The 25,374-nt window shown below is 34.5% G+C and carries 21 protein-coding genes; 12 read left to right on the top strand and 9 right to left on the bottom strand.

The window, feature by feature from the left end:
• The first annotated feature begins 41 nt into the window (after window positions 1–41).
• From JCM15579_RS12105 to JCM15579_RS12120, 4 genes are all read left to right on the top strand, one after another.
• Entirely contained in the window at window positions 42–1,655 is a 1,614-nt protein-coding gene (locus tag JCM15579_RS12105) for a S41 family peptidase (protein WP_157471451.1), read from the top strand.
• Window positions 1,656–1,854: 199 nt separating this feature from the next.
• The gene (locus JCM15579_RS12110) at window positions 1,855–3,021 is read left to right on the top strand and encodes a THUMP domain-containing class I SAM-dependent RNA methyltransferase (protein ID WP_218186157.1); all 1,167 of its coding nucleotides are present in this window, start codon (window positions 1,855–1,857) and stop codon (window positions 3,019–3,021) included.
• Between the two features lie 89 nt (window positions 3,022–3,110).
• Entirely contained in the window at window positions 3,111–3,650 is a 540-nt protein-coding gene (locus JCM15579_RS12115) for a SiaB family protein kinase (RefSeq protein WP_054720477.1), read from the top strand.
• Between the two features lie 19 nt (window positions 3,651–3,669).
• Window positions 3,670–4,050 (top strand): DUF1987 domain-containing protein, encoded by a 381-nt coding sequence (locus JCM15579_RS12120; RefSeq protein WP_054720478.1) that lies wholly within the window; start codon window positions 3,670–3,672, stop codon window positions 4,048–4,050.
• Window positions 4,051–4,123: 73 nt separating this feature from the next.
• Here JCM15579_RS12120 and JCM15579_RS12125 read toward each other — a convergent pair whose 3' ends face one another.
• The 3 genes from JCM15579_RS12125 to JCM15579_RS12135 are packed head-to-tail and all read right to left on the bottom strand — an operon-like array spanning window position 4,124 to window position 8,615.
• Window positions 4,124–7,192 carry an ATP-binding cassette domain-containing protein gene (locus tag JCM15579_RS12125; protein ID WP_054720479.1) on the bottom strand — a complete coding sequence of 1,023 codons (3,069 nt, stop codon included), beginning with the start codon at window positions 7,190–7,192 and terminating at the stop codon, window positions 4,124–4,126.
• 51 nt (window positions 7,193–7,243) lie between these two features.
• A complete protein-coding gene (locus JCM15579_RS12130) occupies window positions 7,244–7,663 on the bottom strand; it encodes a hypothetical protein (RefSeq protein WP_054720480.1) in 420 nt (139 codons plus the stop codon).
• Between the two features lie 19 nt (window positions 7,664–7,682).
• Entirely contained in the window at window positions 7,683–8,615 is a 933-nt protein-coding gene (locus JCM15579_RS12135; RefSeq protein ID WP_054720481.1) for a hypothetical protein, read from the bottom strand.
• Window positions 8,616–8,947: 332 nt separating this feature from the next.
• On the opposite strand from JCM15579_RS12135, the gene JCM15579_RS12140 reads away from it, so the two are divergent.
• The gene (locus tag JCM15579_RS12140) at window positions 8,948–11,020 is read left to right on the top strand and encodes a S9 family peptidase (RefSeq protein WP_218186158.1); all 2,073 of its coding nucleotides are present in this window, start codon (window positions 8,948–8,950) and stop codon (window positions 11,018–11,020) included.
• 62 nt (window positions 11,021–11,082) lie between these two features.
• Window positions 11,083–12,414, top strand: coding sequence for an MATE family efflux transporter (locus JCM15579_RS12145; protein WP_054720482.1), 1,332 nt, complete (start codon window positions 11,083–11,085; stop codon window positions 12,412–12,414).
• A gap of 11 nt (window positions 12,415–12,425) precedes the next feature.
• Here JCM15579_RS12145 and JCM15579_RS12150 read toward each other — a convergent pair whose 3' ends face one another.
• On the bottom strand, window positions 12,426–14,333 hold the full coding sequence (locus JCM15579_RS12150; RefSeq protein ID WP_054720483.1) for a BamA/TamA family outer membrane protein: 1,908 nt from the start codon (window positions 14,331–14,333) through the stop codon (window positions 12,426–12,428).
• A gap of 142 nt (window positions 14,334–14,475) precedes the next feature.
• Window positions 14,476–14,931 carry a hypothetical protein gene (locus JCM15579_RS12155; protein ID WP_157471452.1) on the bottom strand — a complete coding sequence of 152 codons (456 nt, stop codon included), beginning with the start codon at window positions 14,929–14,931 and terminating at the stop codon, window positions 14,476–14,478.
• A gap of 156 nt (window positions 14,932–15,087) precedes the next feature.
• Between JCM15579_RS12155 and JCM15579_RS12160 the strand changes: the two genes are divergently transcribed.
• Both JCM15579_RS12160 and JCM15579_RS12165 read left to right on the top strand, forming a co-directional pair.
• On the top strand, window positions 15,088–15,459 hold the full coding sequence (locus JCM15579_RS12160; RefSeq protein WP_054720487.1) for a BlaI/MecI/CopY family transcriptional regulator: 372 nt from the start codon (window positions 15,088–15,090) through the stop codon (window positions 15,457–15,459).
• A gap of 2 nt (window positions 15,460–15,461) precedes the next feature.
• The gene (locus tag JCM15579_RS12165; protein WP_054720489.1) at window positions 15,462–17,027 is read left to right on the top strand and encodes a M56 family metallopeptidase; all 1,566 of its coding nucleotides are present in this window, start codon (window positions 15,462–15,464) and stop codon (window positions 17,025–17,027) included.
• Between the two features lie 134 nt (window positions 17,028–17,161).
• Here the strand turns inward: JCM15579_RS12165 and JCM15579_RS12170 are convergent, their stop codons facing one another.
• Window positions 17,162–17,725: a DNA-3-methyladenine glycosylase I gene (locus JCM15579_RS12170; RefSeq protein WP_054720490.1), complete on the bottom strand. Its 564-nt coding sequence runs from the start codon at window positions 17,723–17,725 to the stop codon at window positions 17,162–17,164.
• A gap of 168 nt (window positions 17,726–17,893) precedes the next feature.
• On the opposite strand from JCM15579_RS12170, the gene JCM15579_RS12175 reads away from it, so the two are divergent.
• Window positions 17,894–18,214 carry a thioredoxin family protein gene (locus JCM15579_RS12175; RefSeq protein ID WP_054720491.1) on the top strand — a complete coding sequence of 107 codons (321 nt, stop codon included), beginning with the start codon at window positions 17,894–17,896 and terminating at the stop codon, window positions 18,212–18,214.
• A gap of 102 nt (window positions 18,215–18,316) precedes the next feature.
• Here the strand turns inward: JCM15579_RS12175 and JCM15579_RS12180 are convergent, their stop codons facing one another.
• The 3 genes from JCM15579_RS12180 to bamJ all read right to left on the bottom strand — a co-directional run bounded on the left by JCM15579_RS12180 (window position 18,317) and on the right by bamJ (window position 22,440).
• Window positions 18,317–20,410, bottom strand: coding sequence for a carboxypeptidase-like regulatory domain-containing protein (locus JCM15579_RS12180; RefSeq protein ID WP_054720493.1), 2,094 nt, complete (start codon window positions 20,408–20,410; stop codon window positions 18,317–18,319).
• 1 nt (window position 20,411) lies between these two features.
• On the bottom strand, window positions 20,412–20,801 hold the full coding sequence (locus JCM15579_RS12185) for a BlaI/MecI/CopY family transcriptional regulator (RefSeq protein ID WP_054720495.1): 390 nt from the start codon (window positions 20,799–20,801) through the stop codon (window positions 20,412–20,414).
• Window positions 20,802–21,612: 811 nt separating this feature from the next.
• Entirely contained in the window at window positions 21,613–22,440 is an 828-nt protein-coding gene (gene bamJ, locus JCM15579_RS12190) for a BamJ family beta-barrel-assembly machinery protein (RefSeq protein ID WP_054720497.1), read from the bottom strand.
• A 376-nt stretch (window positions 22,441–22,816) separates the two neighbouring features.
• On the opposite strand from bamJ, the gene JCM15579_RS12195 reads away from it, so the two are divergent.
• The 3 genes from JCM15579_RS12195 (at window position 22,817) to JCM15579_RS12205 (ending at window position 25,320) form a co-directional block, all read left to right on the top strand.
• The gene (locus JCM15579_RS12195) at window positions 22,817–23,566 is read left to right on the top strand and encodes a hypothetical protein (RefSeq protein WP_054720499.1); all 750 of its coding nucleotides are present in this window, start codon (window positions 22,817–22,819) and stop codon (window positions 23,564–23,566) included.
• A gap of 500 nt (window positions 23,567–24,066) precedes the next feature.
• Window positions 24,067–24,555 carry a hypothetical protein gene (locus JCM15579_RS12200; RefSeq protein WP_054720501.1) on the top strand — a complete coding sequence of 163 codons (489 nt, stop codon included), beginning with the start codon at window positions 24,067–24,069 and terminating at the stop codon, window positions 24,553–24,555.
• A 33-nt stretch (window positions 24,556–24,588) separates the two neighbouring features.
• Complete coding sequence (locus JCM15579_RS12205) at window positions 24,589–25,320, top strand: hypothetical protein (RefSeq protein ID WP_054720503.1); 732 nt, start codon at window positions 24,589–24,591, stop codon at window positions 25,318–25,320.
• Window positions 25,321–25,374: the final 54 nt, after the last annotated feature.

Raw genomic sequence — 25,374 nt, forward strand, 5'->3', positions numbered from 1 at the left:
ACAATCAATTTGCGCAAAATTTATTAAAAAGCATAATTTATATGAGTAGTTTGAAAAAATTTTTGAGGAATGGCTTTACACTTTTATTCTTAGGTGTTTTTGCAATTGGTGGAACGCTTAGTGCTCAATCGGTAAAACAACAGGCAATTAAATATCAAAATTTATTGGCTTTGGTGGATGCATTTTATGTTGATACTGTAAATGTTGAGAAGTTGACTGAAGATGCAATTATAAAAGTTCTGGCCGAGCTTGATCCTCACTCAATCTATATCAGCAAGGATGAGATTAAAGAGATGAATGAAGCCTTGCAAGGAAGTTTTAGTGGAATTGGAATTCAATTTAACTTGTTGCGTGATACTTTAATGGTGGTAGCCACAATTCCGGGGGGACCATCTGAAAAAGTTGGACTTCGTGCCGGCGATAGAATTCTGGAGATTGACAACGAAAATGTTGCAGCGATTGGTATGAAAAATACCGATGTGCATAAGCGTTTGCGAGGTGAAAAGGGAACCATTGTAAACTTGAAGGTAAAGAGAAAGAAAGAAAAGGAATTGTTAGAGTTTGTAATTACTCGCGATAAAATTCCAATTCATAGTTTGGATGCTGCATATATGATTAACAAGCAAATTGGTTACATGAAGTTAAATCGATTTGCCCTTACAACTTCCGATGAGTTTTTAGAGGCTTTAACCAAGTTAAAAGCTCAAAAAATGAAAGATCTGATTCTCGATTTGCGAGGCAATGGAGGAGGATTTATGACTGCTGCCATTGAAATGGTTGATCAATTTATGGATGCAGAAAAACTGATTGTATATACCAAAGGTTTATCAACTCCTAGAAGAGAAAACATTTCTACTGAGAAAGGAATTTTTAAAGATGGAAGAATTGTAATTCTTTTGGATGAAGGATCAGCTTCAGCTTCTGAAATTGTTTCTGGTGCAGTTCAAGATTGGGATAGAGGTGTGATTATTGGTCGTAGAACATTTGGAAAAGGATTGGTTCAAAGACAATTTCCACTTTCTGATGGTTCTATGATTCGATTAACTACTGCGCACTATTATACTCCTACGGGAAGATGTATTCAAAAACCGTATGAAAATGGTTTAGAAGATTATCACTTGGATATTTTGAACCGTTACAAATCTGGAGAAATGATTAATGCTGATAGTATTCATTTTCCTGATTCTTTAAAGTACAGTACTTTGGTGAAGAAAAGAACTGTATATGGAGGCGGTGGAATTATGCCTGATATTTTTATTCCTATCGATACAACTGCAAACTATAAATATTTCAACTTATTGGTTCGCAAAAATGTGATTTATCCATATGTGGTGAACTATATGGATAAAAATCTGGAATCATTAAGAAAGAAGTATCCAAAATTCGACTCATTCTCGAAGAATTTCGAAGTAAGCGATGAAATGATGGCAGAAATTGTTGCTTTGGGAGAAAAAGAAGGGATTGAAAAGAATGAGGAGGATTATAATGCAGTAGTGGACGATATAAAATTGCATGTAAAAGCATTGCTGGCAAGAGATTTATGGGAAAGTACAGAGTATTATAAAATCGTGAATAGTGAGAACGAATTTGTACAAAAAGCCATAGAGGTGCTCATAAATCCTAAATTATACGATACTGAATTAATTAGTGATTAATTGCTGATTATGAGCCGAAAGCATCGCTTTCGGCTTTTTTTTTGAATATCTGATTAAAAGCCTATGTTTTTAGGTGTTAAAGATTAATTTTGTAGCCGAAATTCGAATCAAAGGCAAGTACTTTAAAATTTGTTAAGAAAAGACGTTTTCGTTGATTTGATAATTGAAATAGTTTAGATGTAGATTAAAAAAGATGGTTGTGAAAACAGACTCGGGTAAATTCAGATTAATTGCAAAAACCTTTCATGGTTTAGAGGAAGTATTGTCTAATGAATTAGAGCAATTAGGCGCAGAGGAGATTAGAATTTTAAAACGTGCAGTGAGCTTTGTGGGTGATAAAACTTTGCTATATAAAGCAAACTTGCATTTAAGAACAGCCACCCGAGTGATAATACCAATTCACAAATTTACAGCTCACGATACTGACGAGTTGTATAAAGGAATTCAGGAAATTGACTGGAGTGAGTACATCGGTAATAAAGATACTATCGCGATTGATAGTACAATTAGTTCGGAAGACTTTAAACACTCAAAATTTGTTACTTACCGTGTAAAAGATGCTATTGTAGATCAATTCTTTTATGCAACAGGCGATCGTCCTTCAGTAAGAATGATGAATCCTACTTTGCGTATTAACATTCATATCGATAGAAATACCTGTACAGTTTCGCTAGATAGTTCTGGAGAATCGCTACACAAAAGAGGATATCGCGTTGGGGAAACTGCAGCTCCACTAAATGAAGTGTTGGCAGCAGGTTTAATTTTACTTTCTGGTTGGGATAAGAAATCTAATTTCATTGACCCAATGTGCGGATCAGGAACCATTTTGATAGAGGCTGCATTAATCGCTTACAATATTCCTCCTGGATTGTATCGTAAAGAGTTTGGATTCCAAAAATGGAAGGATTTTGATGAGGATTTGTGGGACGATATATACAATGAAGAAACTGAGGTTGATTACGAAGGAAAAATTATTGGAGCTGATATCTCTGATAAAGCAATGGAAATTGCAGAAGAGAATATCCGTAATGCAGGCCTAAGAAGAAAAATTAGATTGAATGTAACTCCATTCCAACAGTTTATTCCTCCGGTAGAAAAAGGACTTTTGATTACCAACCCACCTTATGGAGAACGTTTAAAACCTAAAGATTTAGAAGGATTGTATGCTATGATTGGGGAAAGATTAAAGCACAATTTTTCTGGTTATGATGCTTGGATTTTAAGCTATGGTAAAGAGTGTTTTGATAGTGTTGGATTACGACCATCAAGAAAAATAACTCTTTATAATGGTGCATTGGAATGTAAGTTCCAAAAATACACCATGTTCGATGGTAAAAAGAAAGATAATTATAAGAAAGATAAATAAGAGCTGAATAGGAAATTTGATCAGGCTTAACTTTTAACTCTGAGATAATTTGCTAATTTTGTTATTGAGTAACCCTAATCCTAATATATATGAATTTTGACCTTGACCAATGGTATGAAGAAAAAATAGATGAAGATGCTATTTTTGATTACAAAGGCAGAATTGATGATGAGGATGTTACTCGAATTCTTAATTCAATTGAGAGGATTCTTAAGGCAAAGGACGAGTCTCCTAAAATGTTCAAGAAAATTTTTAATGTTTTAATAGAGTTGGTGCAGAATCTTCATCATCATGGAGAAGTACCATCCGATTTAAATGTAGATTACAACAAATTTGGAGTACTTATTTTAAGAGATGAAGGAATGCAGTACCGCATTAGTATTGGTAACTTTATAAAAATTGAAGGGCTAAAACTAATTCGTGATAGAATTGACCAGATTAATACTTTGTCTTTAGAGGAAACCCGAAATTTGTATAGAATTATATTAAATAATGAGCAATTCTCCGAAAAAGGAGGAGGTGGTTTAGGAATGGTAGAAATCGCCCGGAAAAGTGGCAATAATATGGAATATCAATTTATTGATTATAATGCGGACTATTTATTCCTTTCTATTGATGTTGTAATATAAAACTTAAAGTATAACTTCCATGAATTCACTAGTTTTAGAAGGTAGCCCAAAAACTCCAAGTATTAATTTTGATGGAGAAAAAGGAGCTTTTTTAATTGAAGGTCGTTCAATACCAGAAAACTCGCTTGATTTTTACAAGCCTGTTATGGAGTGGCTGGATTCGTATGTGAAAGAGCCAAAGGAAGAAACTAAAGTTTCTATTAGATTAGAGTATTTTAACACCAGTTCGTCGAAATGTATTTTGGACGTATTTAAGAAATTGGAAACCATTTTTAAAAGAGGAAATAAAGTGATCATCAACTGGCATTACGAAATGGATGATGAGGACATGTTGGAAGCTGGTGAAGACTATCAATCTATTGTAAAGATTCCTTTCAATATGATTGAGGATGATGAATAAATCGTAGTTCAATTAGATAATAAAAAACTGCAATCTGTTAGGTTGCAGTTTTTTTATTATCCAATTCAAGTAATTATGAATTGTAATTCCTTTTCCTAATTTTTTGTTCGAATATACCCAAAGCTTTTTTAAGCAGGCCAAAATACAATACAATGTATAGGCAAATGCTCGAGCACCAAATAACCACAATATTCACCCAATAAGTGTCATAGTATTTACCAAACAGGCACTTTTGGGGAGCATAAAAATGTGCTTTTAGGAATTTGCATTCGGGATCTCGATAAATTGGATCAATCTTTTGATACAATCGATCCTTGTACTCTATAATTCGTTCAATATCATTGCTGTTACGTACAAATTCAGTTAACCTTTCATTTGAGTATTCCTTTTTCATGTTAACAAACTCCTGCTTGTTGTCGTATTGTTTCTGTATTTCAACCAAATGTTCATCCTTTTTTCGGTTCGAGATATTATACAGATTAATGTAGTAGCGATTCAGTTTATCAAAATAGGTACGTAGATTTTTAATCGTTAAATCATCTAATTTTATAGGAGACAGGTAGTCCATTCTTTCAAAATGAAAGGCCAATTTATTCAAATCTTCCAGCGATAGTTCATTTCTCAATAAAACTAAATTAGATTCTAATTTTTTGAGCTTATCAGGTTGATTTAAATACCTTTCACTTTCGTTTAATTTGTTTTTAAGGATAGGAAGCCAATAATTTTTACGATAATCGGCTTTACTCATTAATTTTTCGTAGACGTAGAAGTTTGCATTGAATTTATTATCCTTAAACTGTTTTACAGCTAATGCTTCGTAAGCCCATCGGGCCGTAATTATTTCTCCATACCAAGGAATAGAATTTGGAGCAGAAATATTAGGATTTAATTTGTCAAATTTTACAATTATACCACTAAGTATCAGCTGAGGAATCAGAATAAAAGGGATTAAAATATAGATTGTAATCACAGTTTTAAAGCTATCAGATATAATTAATCCAAGCATATTGGCAAAACACCAGGCGCTGAATAAGGCAAGCCAGTATTCAAAAAACATCCCTTTGATTTCCAGTATGGAATTGCCTATAATGGTGAATAGGAATGCCTGAAAAGCTGAAATTGTAAATAGAATAACAATTTTCGATATCAAATATCCAGATTTACTAAGGTTTAAAAAACGTTCTCTTTTCAGTATTTTTCTATCCTTTATAATTTCTTCTGCACTTAATGTTAATCCAATAAATAGGGCTACAATAACTGCCATGAACAGATAAACTGGCATATTGCTATTGTTGCTAAATGTGTAACCAAGCTCATTTCCAGCATCTATATTATAATATTTTATAATGTACGATAGAATTAATGCCAATAGGGGCGTTTCGAACAGGTTGATGAACAAATACTGTCGATTAGCGAATTTTGAAATGACATCTCGATTGGTAAATACCCAAAATTGTTTCAGTGCTGAAGGTATTTTAAAGCTAACAGGCGGCAATTCTTTTGTGTCCTCAATGTCCTTGCCATTTTTGTTATGATCTTTAAATCTTTGATACCATTGAATAGGAGAAACTTTCCTTACTTGTGTAGGATTGCCATATTCATCGAGAACTTCCGATTCAACAATATTAAATATCTGATCTGCATCAACATTACCACAAAAATTACATTCACTCTCGGTATGATTTGCTCTTAAAGTTTGTGATTTAAAATAGGTAATGGCATCTAAAGGATTTCCATTAAAAATAAGGTATCCGCCAGTATCTAAAATCAATAAGCGATCGAACATTTTAAAAATATCCGAAGCTGGTTGATGAATTACAACAAAAATTAATTTGCCTTTTAAAGCCAGATTTTTCAGCAAATCCATAATTTTGGCTGAATCTCGTGATGATAATCCGGATGTTGGTTCATCAAGAAATAAAACCGATGGCTCGCGTATCAATTCCAGTGCAATATTCAATCTTTTGCGTTGTCCGCCACTAATTTTTTTATCTAAAGGATTTCCTACTTTCAGATTACGAGCCTCGTATAATCCCAAATCTTTTAAAAGCTTTAAAACCAGTCTGATTAATTGAAAACTACTGTGTTTGTCGAAGCAAAGTTTAGCATTATAATATAGATTTTCAAAAACGGTTAGCGATTCAATAAGCAAATCATCCTGCGATACATGCCCAATTACACCTTCAAGTTTCGATTTATCAGAAGTAATATCATAACCGTTAATTACAACATTTCCTTTGCTAGGCTCAGCAGATCCATTTAAAACGTTTAATAAAGTGGTTTTACCTGCACCACTGGATCCAATGATTCCAACCATTCTACCAGACTCTTCCTTGAACGAAAGGTCATGTACACCAATGTTATCCTCTTTAAATCGATATTCGATATTTTGAGCTTCAAAAACAACTCTTTTCTGCTTATCATCTCGATAAAATGTACCTACAATATCGCTAAAGTATATGGGATCAATTTTAGGATTACGGATGGATGAACCTTGACTTAAAACATGAACTCGTTCTGGATTTAACGATTGTCCGTTCATGAATAATTCATCGATTCCTTTGAATCGCATCACAAACATATCTACAGTTTGCAATCTAAGAATCTTAATTTTACCAATTAGTCCAGGCGAGTAGTAATATTCACCAATTTCATGATCTGATTCAGAGTTACTTATCGTGAGTAATCTGCTGGATGGTTTAATTTCAGAAAAATCATTAAGAACAAAGTTTCGAAGTCTCTCATAACCTTCTTTAGCCAGATTAAAAGTATCAGCTACAGTTTCGACAAAGGCAAACTCTTGTTCACTAATTTCATCTTCCGAATTTAAAAATTCAAGAAGTTGGATGAGAACAACAACCTTTTGTCTGATAATAAGTTCTTCGTTAATTTCAGTACAAATTCGTAAAACCCGAACCGAGCTTGCCGAAGTATATTTTTTTATTTTTGATTTTCTGGTTGTTCTTCTTTGGTTCTCTTCGTAGTGCTGATCGTAAAGAACTAGGTACTCTTCTGCGGTTTCCTGATCAAGATGTTGCTTCAAATATTTAGATACCATTCTACGCCTCTCAATTGCAGAACTTTGTGGGTGTGCAATGATAGCAAAGAGTTGCATTAAAGCTTTTAGTATTCGTTCACTCATGGAATGGCAGGGTTTGTTGGTGGTCAACCTTATTAAGAGTAGTTACTTTTACTATTGTTTGAATCCAATTAACATTAATACGAAACCTGAACTTACATTCTTTTGGTTCAATTTGGCTTCGATTGTACAATTCATTGAGTTTTCGAATTTAAAATCCCAGTAAGGAGAATTTTTATGATCTCGATTGGTAAAAATTAGATGATTTTCCTGATCGTAAAGTGAGAAAATTACATTGCCTTCATCTTTGCCTGTAGCACCAACAATTCGGTAATGATTGCCCGCATAAAATGTAGTATGAAATTCGGCAACTTCACCACCTGATAACAAAGCTTTGTATTGTTGACCATCCGAAATAAATTCAGTTCCAAGGTACTTGGTACAATTCTTATGAGTAACATCAGATTGTGCTTTTGCACTTAGTGAAAGAATTGATAATAAGGAAAATAGTATAATGGTATATTTAAGTCTCATAGTTAAAGATATTTTCAGTTTACTTAATAATGTGCTCACGGATTATAGAAACTTTTTCTGTGATTTTAGCAAATTGTTTCTTTTTCATGATCAATTCAGATTTGCTTTTCACAATGGTAAGTTTTTTATGCGAATCGGTAATTGGAGCTACATATTTGTATTGCTCTTCAATTTCATCAAATGTATAGGCAAGGTCAATAAGTTTATCTACCAAGAAATAATAATCCTTCGATTCGTTGGAGTAAGGAACAAGCAATTTAATAAGGTTTTCAAGCGGACGCTTCTGTTCTGAAATACGATCCATTAATTCCTTACTTGGTTTCTCCTTAATTTGCTGAGTTAACAAATAAACAGATTCAATCCATCCGCCTGCTAAGATTAGTGCACCAGTATTTTCGCGCTGATTTACTTTTAAGTAGTCATCTATTTTGCGATAAGTATTACTAACAATTACCAAAAGTGAATCCCTGTTTTCGATATTGTTTTCAATTCTTTCCACAGTTGGTTTATCCATGGCATTGTACAAACCAATATCTTGCGATAAAATTTTAAGAACTGCAAAATAACTTGCAGCATCCTGAGTTTGCTTGTAAATATTGATATAGCCTAAATCGGAACCATAAACACCAAAGTTGATTGCTTTGCTAAAATTATCAACGTAATCGCCTGATTTTTTAGTCGAATTCAGCAAGTCTTTGTTGTATGAAATTCCAGATTTTTCAAGCAATAACGAAATCTGATATGGAGATGGTAAACTAAACAAGATGTTGTTGTACTTAAAAATATTTCCTGTTTTTTCAGCATCAGCCATGATTTCAGCTTCTGTTTCCTGTTCGATAACTGCTTCTTTGTTTGTATTTTCAAAAGGCTGTAGTATTAAAAAAGTTGCAATTGCAGCAATTGCTATTAAAAATAGAAATTTAATACTGTTTGGGATTCTTTTCTTTGGCATTTCTTTTTTCTTTAACTAGTTGAACCAATTAAGAAGAAAAAACACGATTTACATAGCTGTTTTCGAACGGGTTGAAAACGATTAGTAATTTATTCGAGTAGTTTTTTCAACTTGATTTTGACAAATATCAAATCAATTGGTAGTCGTCCTGATTAATTTATTCTAACATTATTACTGTATTTATACTAAAAAGGATACATTTGAATGCAAAAAAAAATAAAAAGATATTTAACAACAAACTAAACAAGATGAAAAGAATATTCCTTTTAGTCTATTTATTAATTAATTGTGGAGTTTTCCTAAGTTTAGAGGCACAGACAAAAAAATTGTCTATGGAAGATGCTATTTTAGGGCAATGGAGACAATTTTATCCAGAAAGCTTGTCACAATTATCTTGGAGAGGAGATTTAAGTGAATACACTTATGTGAAAGAGAATGAAATTCTGTTTGCAAAACCAGGAGATGAACCAAAGGTATTATTAAGTTTGGAAGAACTAAATGCAGGTATAGAAGCTAATGAAATAAAAGCATTAAGAAGAATTCCTCATTTTTCATGGCAATCAAAAAATGTAATGGAATTTAATCAGCAAGGAGCTTTGATTCATTATGATTTCGTTGCAAAAAAAGTATTGCTTAATCTAAAGGTGAACTCAAAAGCAGAAAATCAAGATTTTTGTGATGCATCTAGTGCTGTAGCATATACTATTGAAAACAACTTATACATTGCCGGTAAAGATGGAAAAGAGTTTGCAGTTACTGCTGATACAGATAAGAATATTGTAAATGGTCAGGCTGTTAGCAGAAGCGAATACGGCATTAGCGGAGGAATTTTCTGGTCTCCTAACGGAAAGCAATTGGCATTTTACAGAAAAGATGAAACCAATGTAACTTCTTTCCCATTGGTAGATATCAACACGAGAGTAGGCGATTTAAGAGAGATTAAATATCCTATGGCAGGAATGGGTAGTGAAGTGGTTAGCTTAGGTGTTTACAATTTGGATACCAAGAAGACTTCATGGATAAAGCCAGATGATTTTGGATCAGATCAGTATTTAACCAACATTTCTTGGGGAGCTGATAACAAATACATCTACATTCAGGTATTGAATCGTGCTTCGAATCATGCAAAATTAAACAAATACGAGGCTGAAACTGGTAAGTTCGTAGCAACTTTGTTTGAAGAGAAAGATGATCGTTGGGTTGAGCCATCGCATAAATTGGTATTCCTGAAGAACAAGCCAAATCAGTTCATCTATCAAACCAACAATCGTCATGGCTTTAATCATGCCTATTTGTACAATACCGAAGGAAAGTTGATTAAACAATTGACTTCTGGTGATTGGGAAATTACCGAAATATTAGGTTTTGATAAAGAAGAAAAGTACATGTTCTATGTATCTACCGAAGTAAGTCCGATAGATAGACATGCTTACAAGTTGAATTTGAAAACTGGTAAGAGATATAGATTAACCAAAGATGAAGGATATCATAGTGTACAGGTGAGTGCCGATGGAAAATACATCTTGGATAATTACAGTAGCTTAAATGTACCAAGAATAATAAATGTGGCTGATACCAGAGGGAAATTCGTAAAAGAATTGGTGAAGGCAGAAAACAAATTGAAGGATTACAATTTGGGCGAAATTTCATTGGGAACAATTAAATCGGCTGATGGTGTTACCGATTTGCATTACCGCATGGTTAAACCAGCTGATTTTGATCCGAACAAAAAATATCCAGTTGTGGTATATGTTTATGGAGGTCCGCATGCACAGTTGGTAACCAACAGATATTTGGGAGGTGCTCGTTTGTGGGAGCAGTATATGGCTCAAAACGGATACTTGCTTTATATATTGGATAACAGAGGTTCTTCAAACAGAGGTAAAGAATTTGAGGCTGTAATTCACCGTCAGTGTGGACAACCTGAAATGGCTGATCAACTTAAAGGCGTTGAGTTTTTGAAATCATTACCATATGTGGATGCCGATAAAATTGGTGTACATGGATGGAGTTACGGTGGTTTCATGACCATTTCATTGATTACGAATTATCCAGACGTATTTAAAGTTGCTGTTGCTGGAGGACCAGTAATCGACTGGAAATGGTACGAGGTGATGTATGGAGAGCGCTATATGGATACTCCTGAAGAAAATCCGGAAGGATATGCGAAAACATCATTAATCGCGAAAGCAAAAGATTTAAAAGGAAAACTTTTAATTTGCCAGGGAGCCATTGATCCAACCGTTTTATGGCAGCACAGCTTGAATTTCATTCGTGAATGTATCAAGAATAATGTTCAGGTTGATTACTTCCCATATCCAAGAGCAGAGCACAATGTTAGAGGTCGAGATCGAATTCACTTAAAACAGAAAGTCAGCAATTATTTTGATGATTATCTGAAATAAAAGAACTAATTTTCGCCGGCTTCAATTTAAGGAGCCGGCTTTTTATTTTATAGAACTTTAGCGTGAAAATACAAACTGATTATAGAAACATTTGGAAGATTGCCTATCCCATTATTTTGGGTAGTGTGGCGCAGAATATCATTGCCTTAACCGATACTGCTTTTTTGGGGCACCTAAGTGAAGTGGCATTAGGAGCTGCAGCCATTGCCACAATCTTTTATTTTGCTGTGGTTATGCTTGGTTGGGGATTCGGATTAGGGACCCAAATTGTAATTGCGCGTCGATTTGGTGAAGGCAACTATGAAAGAGTTGGAAAAACCTTTGATCATGCCTTGTATTTTCTGTTGATTCTGGCCGTTCTTTTATTAGGTTTTATGCAGATTCAAGCTCCTCCAATTCTTAAGGGGATTGTTCAATCGGATGCCATATTTCAAGCAAGTACCGATTACATTTCTGTGCGTGCCTGGGGAATTTTATTTGCCTGCGTGAACCTGTTGTTCAGGGCATTTTATATTGGAATTGCCAAAACCAAAGTAATAAGTTGGAGTACAGCCTTTATGGCAATCGTTAATATCTTTTTAGATTATGCTTTAATATTTGGTGAGTTTGGTTTCCCAGAGATGGGCATTAAAGGTGCAGCCTTGGCATCGGTAATTGCAGAGGCGTGTGTATTGGTATTTTTTCTGATATATACTTTTAGAAAAACTCCGGTTAAAAAGTACCAGCTGTTTGCTTTTCCAAAGGTGGATAGAGAATTGTATTCGCGATTGCTAAAAGTATCTTTTCCAATGATGATACAAAACTTTCTGGCACTTTCATGCTGGTTTGTATTTTTCTTATTCGTTGAGAAAATGGGAGAGAGGGAATTGGCCATATCCAATATTATCAGAAGTATTTATGTATTGATAATGGTTCCGGTATGGGCATTTGCTTCAGCAGCAAATACTTTGGTTAGTCAAGTGTTAGGTGAAGGAGAACCTAAGGAGGTGATGCCTGTTATCTTTAGGACCGTAAAGCTATCGTTTTTAGCCGTTTTGGCTTTGGTTGGCATTAGTTTAATAAGCCCGGAATTGGTGATATCTATTTACACGGAAGAGCCTAGTTTGATTTTAGAAACCAAGCCTGTACTATATGTGATTTTTGGTGCCGCTTTATTATTTCCTATTGCCATCACATTGTTTCAGGGAGTTTCAGGAACAGGCAATACTTTTCATGCCATGCTCATTGAAATTGTAGTACTGACATGTTACCTGGGAGGTGTTTATTTATTGATTGAAGTATTCAAACTATCTATTTCAGGCGTTTGGGTATCGGAGTATTTTTATGCTGCCTTTTTAGCTTTTGGATCTTGGTTGTATTTAAGATTTGTCAATTGGAAAGAGAGCAAGATTTAGGTTTGTACAATCTATTCATAAGGGACCACCTCAGGTTGTCCCACTTTAAAATCATTAAATCGAGGACGTTCTTCTCCTGATAAACGGAAGGCTGTAGACTGAAAATCACTTGGAGCTTTTGGATAAAATGCCAAGCGAAACTGTATGGTTTTGAACACAAGGTTTTCGTTGTGTAATCGCACACCAAAACCTAATCCGTAGTAATAATCACCTTTAAAAATTTGTGTCTGATTACTGCCAATAATTCCAAGATCTCCAAAAGTATAAAAGGCAAATTTAAAGCCACCTATCATGTATGGAGTAAAGACTACGGTTTCGAGATTTAGATTGAGTTTTTGATTTCCCATCACCTCTTCGCTTTTAAATCCACGAATACCATTTTTGTTATTAATGGTGATAAATTCTTCTGGAAATCTTCGGATACCCAGAGTGTATTTTAAATCTCCAAAATTACGGAATCTTAATGCTCCCAATTTTCGAATTCGACTGAAGAATTTCGATTGGGCAATTAAGCTTCCTTGTTCAAATCTTTTTGAATCGAAAAATCCGCCTATGGCTATGCGATTAAAAAAATAACTTCTTGTTTTTCGAACATAGCTTGCATTCTGAAAATCAAATCCCAAATACAGTCGATGTGAGTATTCCCGATCTTCATAACCAAAATTCATTTGAGCTAAAAATCCATAAGGAATATCCTCAGTTCTACCGAAATTGTAAATCAGGTTACTTTTGTAAAATTGTGTCTGACTAAGGCTGATCCCTCCAAGATACAGGATGTTGTTGTGGAAGAATTGATTTAAATCAGGACCAGTTTCCGGCCTTTCAAAAAATTTTGTACTGGCTATTCTTCCCGTAAAGTACATCTTTCGTCTGGCAAATAAATTTTTAGAGTCTAGCTTAATCGAAGTTCCATACCAAAGGTTCCCATAATTAAAATCCAGAGGGATTTCGTTACGAATTGGATCATCGTCCATGATTTTATTTGAACGCATCGTTTTCGATAAGCTAAGCCCACCAGCTCTCTTGGTGTTATAGGTTTCAAAATCTTTTTCAAAATCAATTCCAATTACCGATTTTTCATATGTGTTTTCATAAATTAAGCTAGCGTCAATAAAACTTCTTCTGATGTTACGAACCGTATATCTACCAGAGTATCCAAATTTTTGATCTTCATCGCTATCGTAATGAAACTTATTGCTGAACTCATGACCAATGCCGTAAAGATTTCGACTGTAAATTCCGAATTCAGTGGATAAGTTTGAACCAAGATCTATGTCAATCCCCCAGGAAAACTGATCTTTCACCCATAGTTGCAAATCAACAAATTTATTAGAGCCTCTTACTGGTATGACTCTAAAAAAAGCATCCTTAATATAGTTAAGCTGTCTAATTAATCTTTCATTGTCAGCTAGCGTGTAGGCATCTAGTTTATCTCCTTCCTTAAGACGTAGCATTTTTCTTAGGTGCCCTCGTTTACTGGTGTGATGAAGGTCGTTACCTGCTCTTTCAATCCAGCTGTTAGCAACTTTAGTAGTATCATGAAGACTAGACCCAAAGGGTTCAATAACTCTTATCTGAATGTTTCTGATTGTTTTTCCCTGATAAATGACAAAAGCGGTTTCACTACGTTCTGTTTTTATGGTATCGGTAGGTGAAATTTTATCAGGGGCTACAAAAAATAACTTGTATAGTTCTTTGGTAAATTTACGTTTATAAGCTCCCCGTTGTATTGCATGGTAGAATTTACTTCCACTCTTATTTGAATCCTTTTTTCGTTCTCTTACAGTATCCAATAAAAATACGATAGTGTCACGTGAAATGATTATCGTACTATCAGGTAGATCTATATTTTTAGTGGGTTTTAAAAGGCTGTCTTTTTGGGTGTTCTGCTGCGCATTTGCAGAAGAAAAATAGCTCAAAAGTACGGCTATTAATAAACAATATGTTGCTGAGCTTCGAATAGGACCTTATTTTCAATGGTTATACACTATTATCAAAGATAAATAAATTGAGATTCTCTCGAAGGATCTATCAAGAATTATACCTTAAAAGAAATTAATCCTAGTTTAAATTCTGAATTGTTGATAATTTATCGCAGATGACATTCGTTTTATCCTCAGGCCAACTCCATTTTCCATCTTTTCGGAGTTCAGCAGACAGTATTTTACCTTTAAATATTTCCAGGGTTTGAGTTGCAGCACCAAAACCAAATCGTTTCATGCTCAATTTATAATTTAGTTTGGAGTAGGGGATCCTTTCTTTTCCTTTAATAAAGATGAAATAGTAATAGTCTATATTGAGTTCTTGTTTTTGATCATCAAAGGATATGGATGTAACAATTCGATTGCGTTTGAGCAATAACAATAGTGAATACATTACAATTACAGAAGTAAAGTATACAACTTTAAATCCTACAAAAAATAGAAGTATAGCCACAAGTAGAATCAAGAGCGACAATTCTTTTTTAATTCGATCCCAAAGGGTGTATGATTCTTTAGATAATTCAAAAGTTTCCATGCTCAATTTTTTTTGCATAGTTAGCAAAATAGCTTGCATTTATCAATACTTACAGTTTAAAAATAAGTTTATCTACTAAATTTTTAGTAAATAAATTTGTCTACTAAAAAATTAGTACTAAGTTTGTAGTAGATTAATCTAAAAGTAAATGTTAAGATGAAGGAGTTGACCAAAGCTGAAGAGCAAGTGATGCAGATATTATGGGAATTAAAAGAAGCCAATGTAAGAGAGGTGGTTTTACACTTTCCAGATCCAAAGCCAGCATATACAACTGTTGCAACAGTGATGAATGCATTAGAGAAGAAGGGATTTGCAGATAAAATTCCAGCTGGGAAATCCCATTTGTTTGCGGTTAAAATTTCGAAAGAAGATTATTCAGGTTTTAAAGCAGGGGCTTTGGTGAAAAATTATTTTAATGGCTCATTTTCTCGAATGGCATCCTTTTTTGCAAAGGATAACAAGCTAAGCATTCAGGAGTTGGAAGAGATGATAAAGATCGCAAAAGAACAAATTGAGAAGGAGAAATAGATATGAATGAATTCTTCCATTATTTAATGCAGTCCTCAGGAATTCTGGCAGTTTTTTATGTCTTGTATTTCCTGTTTTTAAGAAACGAAAGGTTTTTTATCGAAATCAGGTGGTTTCTAATGCTGAGTATAGTTCTTGCAGTTTTTCTTCCTCTTGTAAAAATTCCTTATACAGTGCTTGTTGAAGCATCATCAGTAAATGTTTTAAATGACTTATCTGTTGATAAATGGATAACTGGAACAATACCAGAAGGAATATCAGAAAATAGAACGAGTTACGATATTCCTCAGCTTTTAATGAGAATATATTTAAGCATTTCTCTGGTGCTGTTGATAAGAAGCAGCATAAAGGTTTGGCAGATATGGAGTATGATTAAAGGAAAGGAGTTTATCGTGAAAGATAACTGTAAAGTAATACTCCTTGATGAGAAAATACCCGCTTTTAGCTTTTTTGGCTATGTCGTGATCAGCAGAGAAGAGTTCGAAAACGAAGCATTGAGAAACATATTTATACACGAAAAAGTTCATGCACTTCAAAAGCACTGGATCGATCTGCTTTTGGTTGAAATTTTAAGCATTATATTTTGGGTTAACCCATTTGTATGGCTTTTTCAAATCGCAATAAAACAAACGCATGAATTATTGGCTGATGATGAAGTTATAGCGCGCGGCTTTAGCATTGGACAGTATCAGGCACTATTAATTAATCAACTAATGGGAGCCGAAGTGGTTGGTTTAGCCAACAACTTTAATTATTCCATTAATAAAAAACGAATGATTATGATGTCAAAAGATAAAAGTTCAAAAAACAGACGCTTTAAGTTACTAGTTATGCTGCCGGTAATTTTAGCAGTAGTAATCTTTAATTTAAAAATTGAGAAAGTATATGCTGATTCCTATGAAGTTGCAGCAGTATCTAATCAGGAGAATGTGAAAATAACAGGTGTTGTTCTTGCAATTGATGGTAAACCTATTCCTGGAGCAACTGTAATTGTCAAAGGTACAACTTATGGCACAGTTACTAATCGTTATGGTAAATTTGAAATTAGTGCTGCAAAAAGTGCAAGCATAAATGTTTCGTTCGTGTCTTTACAAACAAAAAATATAGCGGTTAAAGACTTTGTGTTGAAAGGAGAAAAAACAGAAAAAGGTTACTTTCTAAAAATAGCTCTTGATAAGGAAAGTGATGTGACTAAGGGAGATATTAAGTTTAGTGAAACGAATTTGAAACGCAAGTCGCCCCAAAAGTACAAAGGAGAACATGTTTATGTAATTGTAGAGGAGATGCCAAAGTTTAAAGGTGGGATTGACAATATGCAACGATATTTGAAGCAAAAAATGAGTGAATTAGATTCTAAATATATTACAGGACAGAGGTGTTTTGTGACCTTTATTATAACGAAAGAAGGTAAAATTGATAATGTATGCATTACAAGAGGATCCGGAAATAAAGAAGTTGATGCAATTGCATTGGAACTAGTGAAAGGTATGCCAACATGGAGTCCGGGAAAAGAAAAAGGAAAGCCGGTTCATTGTTCCTATACGGTTCCAATTACTTTTAAATCCTAAAAAATATGAGGGAGTCCAAAAAGTTGAACCTTATTGTTATTCTGAGTGTAATTAAGAGTCTTTGGATTTGAGAATAAAATATTTCAATATGATACCACAAGCTTGGAACTTACTTTTTGGACATCCTTTTTTTTTTATTCTGTATTGTATTTAAAACAATCGGTTGTATGATCGTTAACCATACCAGTTGCCTGCATAAAAGCATAGCAAATGGTTGGCCCCACAAAATTAAAGCCTCGCTTCTTTAAATCTTTACTCATGGCAGTAGCTTCATTGGTAAGTGCAGGTACTTCTGACAAGTTCTTCCATGCATTTTTAATGGTTTTACCACCTGTAAAGCTCCAAATGTACTTGTCGAAACTGCCGAACTCTGCTTGAACCTTAAGAAAAGCCTTGGCATTTTTAATGGCTGAATTTATTTTCAATTTATTCCTGATGATTCCTTCATTCTGGAGCAGTTCATCCACCTTTTTTTGATCGTATTTGGCTACGATATTCGGATCGAAATTATCAAAAGCCTTGCGGTAGTTTTCACGTTTTCTAAGTACTGTGATCCAACTTAAACCCGCCTGAGCTCCTTCTAAAATTAAGAATTCAAATAGCATTTGATCATCATGGAGTGGCACGCCCCATTCATTATCGTGATAGTCGCAATATAATGGATCGTTGCCTGCCCACTTGCATCTTATTTTTCCCATTTCTGTTAATTTTGAGATTCAGCTAAAGATAGAAAGAGATTTTAAGGATTAAATCAGGCGAAAGGAAAAATTGACAATCTTTAGGGAATATTCAACAATGAACAAAGCATAAAGTTTTGGCATATTTGTAAGCCAGATTAATGGATTTGAAACATTTAACCTAGAATAATGAAAGAAATAGAAAACGCAAAGGAATTAGAGAATCTATTGAAGAAAGAACATGCCATCTTAATAGATTTTTACGCCGAGACTTGTCCACCATGTCAGACATTAATGCCAATTGTAGAAAAACTAGCAGGGGATTATGAAGGGAAAGTAGAGTTCCAAAAAGTGGATGTGCATAAATTCCCCGATTTAAGAACCAAGTACCAGGTGGGAAGTATTCCAACATTGTTTTTTGTAAAGAAATCTGAAATTGTGGACAAATCAGTAGGAGTGGTGCCTGGATCAGTATTGGTAGAGAAGTTAGAGAGTTTGATAAAGGCCTAATAAAGACGAATGTCAAATCGAAAAATATAAAAAGTGCTGTTAACACTAGTTTAGTAGTGTATAACAGCACTTTTTTAGAATAATATCGAAATCGTTTTTGGTTTAGAACTCTAGTTCCATTGCAAAATCAACAGGTACTTTTTTGCCTCGCTGAGAACCTGGTTTCCAAGCCTCCATTTTCGAAGCAATAATTTGTGCAGCTTCGGCTGCTACCTCATTCGATTTTTTAAGGATTTGAATATTGCTTACTTCTCCTTTAGGGTTTACAGTAAAACCAATAGTAGCATTTCCTTTTAACGTTTTACCTTCGAAGAAGAAACTTTCCTTGATTTTGGCAGATTGTTTTTTTACATGTTGTGCCAGTCCATAAAATCCTTGTGGATATTGCGGCATGTCTTCAACTATTACAAAAACAGGTTCATCCGACTTTTCCATTTGTGGAGCTGGTGGTGGTGGTGGAGGAGGAACATCTCCTGCGTTCTTTAAATCCTTTGATGAAATTTTAATAACCTCACGTTTTAACACAAATTCAAACTTAAGATCGGTTTTATCACCTTTAAGTTCAACCTTATTACTAATAGTTCTATAGCCTACAAATGATACTATAAGACCCCAATCTTTATTGGTTGGAATTTCCAATTTAAAAGTTCCATCCCTATCAGCAACCGTTCCTAAAGTTGTTCCCTGTACAATAATAGCAGCTCCAGGCATTGGGTTTCCTGCTTCATCTACAACAGTTCCATATGCTTTAAACACTTTTTGCTTGTCTTTTTTATCATTAGAGTCAACGGCTGTCATAATAAAATCATGTTTCCAATCAGCACCTTTTGTTGATTTTAAATTAATGGTATTACTTACCATTTCGTAACCAGCATGCATAGCGATTAGTCCATGCTCTCCTTCAGCAGGCAATTCGAATTCATAATTTCCTTCAGAATCGGTAATGCTTCCCTCTTTACTTCCTTTTAGAATAACTGAGGCACCCTGAATAGGATTTCCCTTTTCATCCTTTACTGTACCTTTAATTCTAGCAGGAACTTTTTTGCTTGTTTTAGGCTTTTCAACATTAGAAAGTGTATTGATATTTCCTTTCTTGTTTTTCACTTTAAAAGGAACCTTAGAATCGCTTACATCAAAGTTTGTTTTATCATCCTTTGTTACCTCTTCTTTGTTCTTTGTAGATTTTACAGGATAAGTAAGAGTGGTTCCTCCGTTAATGGTAACCACTGTACCATCTGCTAAAGTGTGTTCCAACTCCTTGTTGTCAGGAATGGTAACAGTTTTGGTTTCTTTCTTTTCTTGTGCCTGCACCTTATACTCAGGCTGAGCAAAAGAGTACATCAATAATGCCAATACCGGCAGAAGCCAAATCATTCGGTACAATTTTCGTTTCGAACATTTTTCTTTCGTCATCATTTTAAATCGGGTTGGGCCGAGGGCAAAATTCAGATGATTGGCCATGCCAATAACTTTTGTGCCCATTAGCTGGTTAATTAATAAAGCCTGATACCTGACTGGTGATTGGCCCCGGGATAATACACCTTTGTCGGCCAGGTATTCGTGGTTTTGTTTAATAGCACGTTCAAACAGCCAAATAAATGGGTTGAACCAAAAAAACACTGTTAACAGCTCTATAATGAACAAATCGATCCAATGACGCTCTTGAATGTGCACTTTTTCATGAGTTAAAATGTCATTTATCTCGTTTTGTTTAAAATATTCGGGATGAATTAAAATCCTGTTAAAGAATGAGAATGGCATTTTATAAACCGTATTCTCATGCAACAGGTAATCGTCGATTTTTTTCGGATTGGTTCGCAAAATAATTTGTACGGGTTTCCACGATTGAACAATCAGGCGAAGCAAGACCATAACAAAGCCGATTAGGTATGCGCCCAATAGAAACTCCCAAATTCCAAATGGGAAGCTTTCCTCTTGTACAATTGTGGTATTGCTGATTTTGCGTTGAAATTGATCTGCAAATTCAGAACTTTGCATTACCTGCAGTGGTGCCGACATTAATACTTCATACCGAACAGGAAATGCGGCACAGATTACTGCCAGAATCACACTTGCCAGCAGAAAATATCGGTTGGCCTTAAAGTGGGTTAAATTGCGTAACAACAACCAGTACAGAACATACATGATGCCTATGCTGACCGATGCTTTTATCAGAAAGTCAAAATAAACATTCATATTATTCATTTTTATCGTGATCTTGTTTCATTTCCTCTTCGGCTTGCTTCATGATATTTTCCAGGTCGGAGATGTCCAAATCGTTTTCGCGGGCAAAAAAGCTTGCCATTTTCGGAAACGAACCATTAAAGTAATTTCGTAGGAGCGACGAGAATTGTACTTTGGTATAATCAGTTTTACTTACCATAGGAGTAAACACTTTTGTGTTTCCCACCTTATGATGTTCTACAAATCCTTTCTTTTCTAACACGCTTAAAACGGTTGCTACAGTAGTGTAAGCAGGTTTAGAATCTTTAAAATTTTCGATTACTTCTTTTACAGTTCCATCTTGTAACTGCCATAAAATCTGCATGATTTGCTCTTCTGCTTTGGTAAGTGATTTGATATCCATATACAATTTCGATTATAATTCTACTACAAATATAGTAGAATGATTTTTAAATCCTACTATTTTTATAGTAAAAGTTCTATTTTAATAGTAAAAGAATGTCCAACAGTTGAATAGTCGAACAGTCAAACCGTCCAATTAAGCACTTTCTTTTCCTTTGTCACTTGAAAGGTGGAAAAGTAGAAAGGTAGAATAGTGCAAAAGTTTAATAGTGGAATATGATATGAATTTTCATGATGGGAGGGGTGCTCTGTAGGAGCAAAATATTAGTTGCAATAATCTTTACCTCAACCCCTAGCCCCTTCTCCTCAAAGAGCTACTCTTTATACACATTTATTTTCCTGAATTTAATTCTACGGAGAATTAGATGGGTAATCGTTTAATTTTAAGTTCTCCTTTTAGGGGAGATCCCGACAGGGAGAAGGGTGCATTTTGGGTGAAATTATTTTTTCTCACCCTTTAGTCTGTCGACAGTTTCCCTAAAAGGGAAACACTCAACATGCAAATACTATAAATAATTCATCATTATCTAATCAAAATAGTTATTCCTAATTTGTGTATAAAGAGTAGCTTTTCAGATAGAATAAGTTTGTGCTTACACGCCCTAGATTTTTTGCTTCCTTTCTCATCAATAGAACCGAGCTATGCGAGAATATGAATGCCCGTGAAATTATGAATGAATAAAAAGGAAGAACTATCCGGCTAGAGAATAAAGTCGAATATGAAAAGAATTTTAATTCCACATTGCCAATTATTCATTAAAAAAGGGACACCAATCGGCATCCCTTCCATCAACATCTTATATTTTATCGAATTACTTCTTCGTTTCCTTTTCAACTACTTCAACCAGGTTGATATCGAAAATCAAAGTTTCGTTTGGACCAATTTTTTTGTTTCCATTTTCACCGTAAGCCAGGTTAGCAGGTACGAACAATTTCCATTCCGATCCTTCAGGCATTAATTGTAGCGCTTCGGTCCAACCTTTAATTACACGATTTACACCAAAAGCAGTAGTGTCGCCACGTTCTTTCGAGCTATCGAAAACCGTACCATCAATTAAAGTTCCATGGTAAACACATTTTACTCGATCGTTAAACGTGGCAATTTTACCAGTACCTTCTTTAATAATTTCGTATTGTAAGCCACTTTCGGTTTCGATTACACCTTTGCGAGCTTTATTTTCTTCTAAAAACTTTTTTCCTTTGGCCAGGTTGGCTAATCCTTCCTCTTTTTTAAGAGAATCTTTTTTGGCTTTATTCTGTTCAAAAATCTTTCTTAAATAGATATCAGCACTCATCTTTGTAAAATACGATTTGCCATATGCCAACTCGTTCAGAAATCCTTTGTAAAAAATATCCTCGTTTAAGTCTTCGAACTGATTCTTTCTAAACTCCACATATCTTTCCGATAGTTTTGTTTTGGCCACAGCTTTGGCAAACTCAACCATAGCGGCAGTATCCATTTGGAAAGGCACGCGATCGAAACTTTTCTTGTAGTTATCCGCTTCGATATAACCCAATGCATAGCTTACACTATCAATACTGTTCTTAAACTTTAATTTACCTGATCGAGGTACTTTATTACATGCACTAAAAATTACAATAACAGCTAAGAAAGCAAGAATGATACTACTCCTTTTCATGTGTTTAAATTTTATTTAGGGATTAAAACTTGAATTTTTATTCGCCGTCTTTTTTCGAGGGAATCAAGGTGATGCTTCTCTTTTTAACAGCGTAGCGAATTTACAATTTTGAGCGAAAATTTAAAAATTCACATGCAATGCTCTTTGGGTATGAGTTATATTTTAAGATTTTTTAACATTATGGTGTTAATTAAAATGTTTAGCTTTAACTATACTATTGTAAAGTAAAGAGTGTCAATAAAATTCTTTATTCGATAGTACCAAGCGCACAAACAATATTGCCTGCGGACAATGTTGTATACAAACCACCCTCTCATTACTTCTTTATACAGAAGTTACTACAACAAACATTTATAAAACTAAAACTTGTTAAAAAATGGATGAAGAAAAGGCTTTAGAAGTATTAAAGCCAACAATTTCGACAATGCCTAACGATAGGGTGATTGCAATTACGGTTCCGGTAAACATTTTGGTTCGTGAAACCTACGACACGGTACGATGTGCACGTGTTGATGCTGATGCTTTGGCTACCATAAATTATACGTCGGAAAAAACGGATAATTTGGAGCTAAGAGCAGGCGCATGCCAGGAAACCGAGTCGCTTTGGTTGGAAGAAAACCATTGTGCCAATAATGCCGAGGAAGATTGGGCAGCTTTAAGAGAGCAGCTTAACGAGGCAAAGTTCGACACCATTCATACTTTTAAGTATGCTTATCGAAATGATAAGAGTGTGTTGGATGCCATTTCTGATATTGACGATGGAAATACCCATGCCGATTCCTTGCAAGATGCAAGCGATTTGGTAGTGTTGGGAAGAAAGCATCCCGAGCCATTGCAAGCCATTAACTACGACCTTACCAAATTGGATGATTTGGAGAAGTTGGGTGTTGATGCCTCAAAAGCACTGGCCATTGCCAACGAAAATCGTTTAAGTGGTAGCGAGGCCAAGTTGTTACGCGATAAAGCTTACACCTATCTTAAAGAAGGATTGGATGAGCTACGTGCAGCAGGCAAATATCTTTTCAGAAAAGATGAAAAGAAGCTAAAACGCTACCAGAGCAAGTATTGGAAAAAAAAGAATTCCGAATACAGAAAAGCAGAGGTAACAGCAGACCAAGAAAGTTAGTTTTCTGTTACATTGTTATGAGCTCCACCTGCAAGTGGAGCTTTTTTTGTAATATTTAGTAAAGTAAAAACTCTTGTATCCCAGTATATACCGATCCGAGTCACTAAAATAGTCGTCTTGTCACTCAACTACCCATCCGAGTCAACAGAATACCCGTTTGAGTCACAGATATATCCTTCCGAGTCACTAAAATTGGCGTCCGAGTCAACAATATACCCATCTGAGTCATGAATATACCCATCCGAGTCAGACAAGACAGCAATAATCTTGACTCGCACAAGTGTTTTAATGACTAAGAGCATGAAACAATTGACTCGATCGTTTAAATTTCATACTTAGACAGGAGAATTTTATGACTAGCTCATTTGTTGTATAAACAAGAAGGCAATTGTGTTGACACAAGAGGTCGGTTATTTATAATAATTCTAGCAAAAGTTTTATAAAATGATGAGGAATGGATAAGGGGGAATTGTTAAATTTAGTGCTCATTCAACAACTTAATGATAATGTATTTAGTCCCATACCATAAATCTCTTATAAAATCACCTTACAATAGTGATGAAGTAAAAAGAATTATCTCAAGGCTCATTAATGAAGATTCGGGAACGAATAAATTCTTGAACTGGTTTATAGGCAAGAGGTTTGAGGGAGAAGTGGGAGAAGAATCATTCAGGATAGAAGAAAATCAAACTGCTTTTAATCACTTTACATTAATTGTGAATGGAAATATGAAACGAAATCAAGATGGGGTTGCCATAGAATGTAAATTCAAATTAAACACACATGTCTGGATATTCTTTACATTTTTAAGTGCAGTGATTGGACTAATGAATGCTGCAGCCTATGTGATATACATGTTTACAGGTACATCAAAACCTACTTTCTTTTTGATATTTGGAATGATAACCTTCTTATATGTATTTTATTTGCTAGCGTTTCAAATTAATTTATACCGAAGTAAAAAAATGCTAAAAGATCTTTTAGCCTAATTAAACGATTCTCTGTACTAAACAAAAGATACGATGAAACAACTACTTAAATCAAGAAGCATGCTTATTCTTTTATTAGTAATGCTTTCTTTTAATAATTCAATTGGGCAAGGTAAGAGGCAAATCATTGAATTGGCTGATTGGAGAATTGAAATTGTTGATTGTGATTCAATGAAAATTCAAGAATATTTTGAAGATCAGGCTGTCATAGATTCCATAATTCAAAATTTTAGCAACAGACATGCTGAAGCAAAGGCGATTGAAAAATATCAAATTACAAAGTTTAATATTCCTGTTAGAATTGAAAATCAAGATAGAATAGTTTTGTTAGAGTCTGGTAGGGATATTAGGCTGGTAGCTAATGATACATTGGAAGAAGCGGAATATACTTTTGAAAAAGCATTTGAGGATTATTATTTGTTTAGGGTACAATGGTTTGAAGGTAATAACTACTTTCTATTAAATAAATTAACAGGAGAAAAGCAGTATACGATTGGGCGTGTGTTTTTTAATAAAAGTAGAGAACTTCTAATGAGTATTAATGATGATATAGAAGCGGGTTATAGCGATAATGGATTCCAACTTTTTGAGCGGAATAAAGAGAAGCAACTAAATGAAATTTGGAGATTTGATCCTGGATGGGCACCTGAGCAGTTGATGTGGATGGATAATGAAACTTTAATTATTAAAGGTTACAAGTTTTCGGACCATGATGATTTTTCATGTTCGCCGATTTATAAGAAGTTGAAAATAATACGTCGATAACTGCCACAAGTCTGTAACTTATGCTTATAACGAAATGGATAGAACAAAAATTAT

Origin of the sequence: Marinifilum fragile JCM 15579 (assembly GCF_001310955.1) — a bacterium.
Lineage (GTDB): Bacteria > Bacteroidota > Bacteroidia > Bacteroidales > Marinifilaceae > Marinifilum > Marinifilum fragile.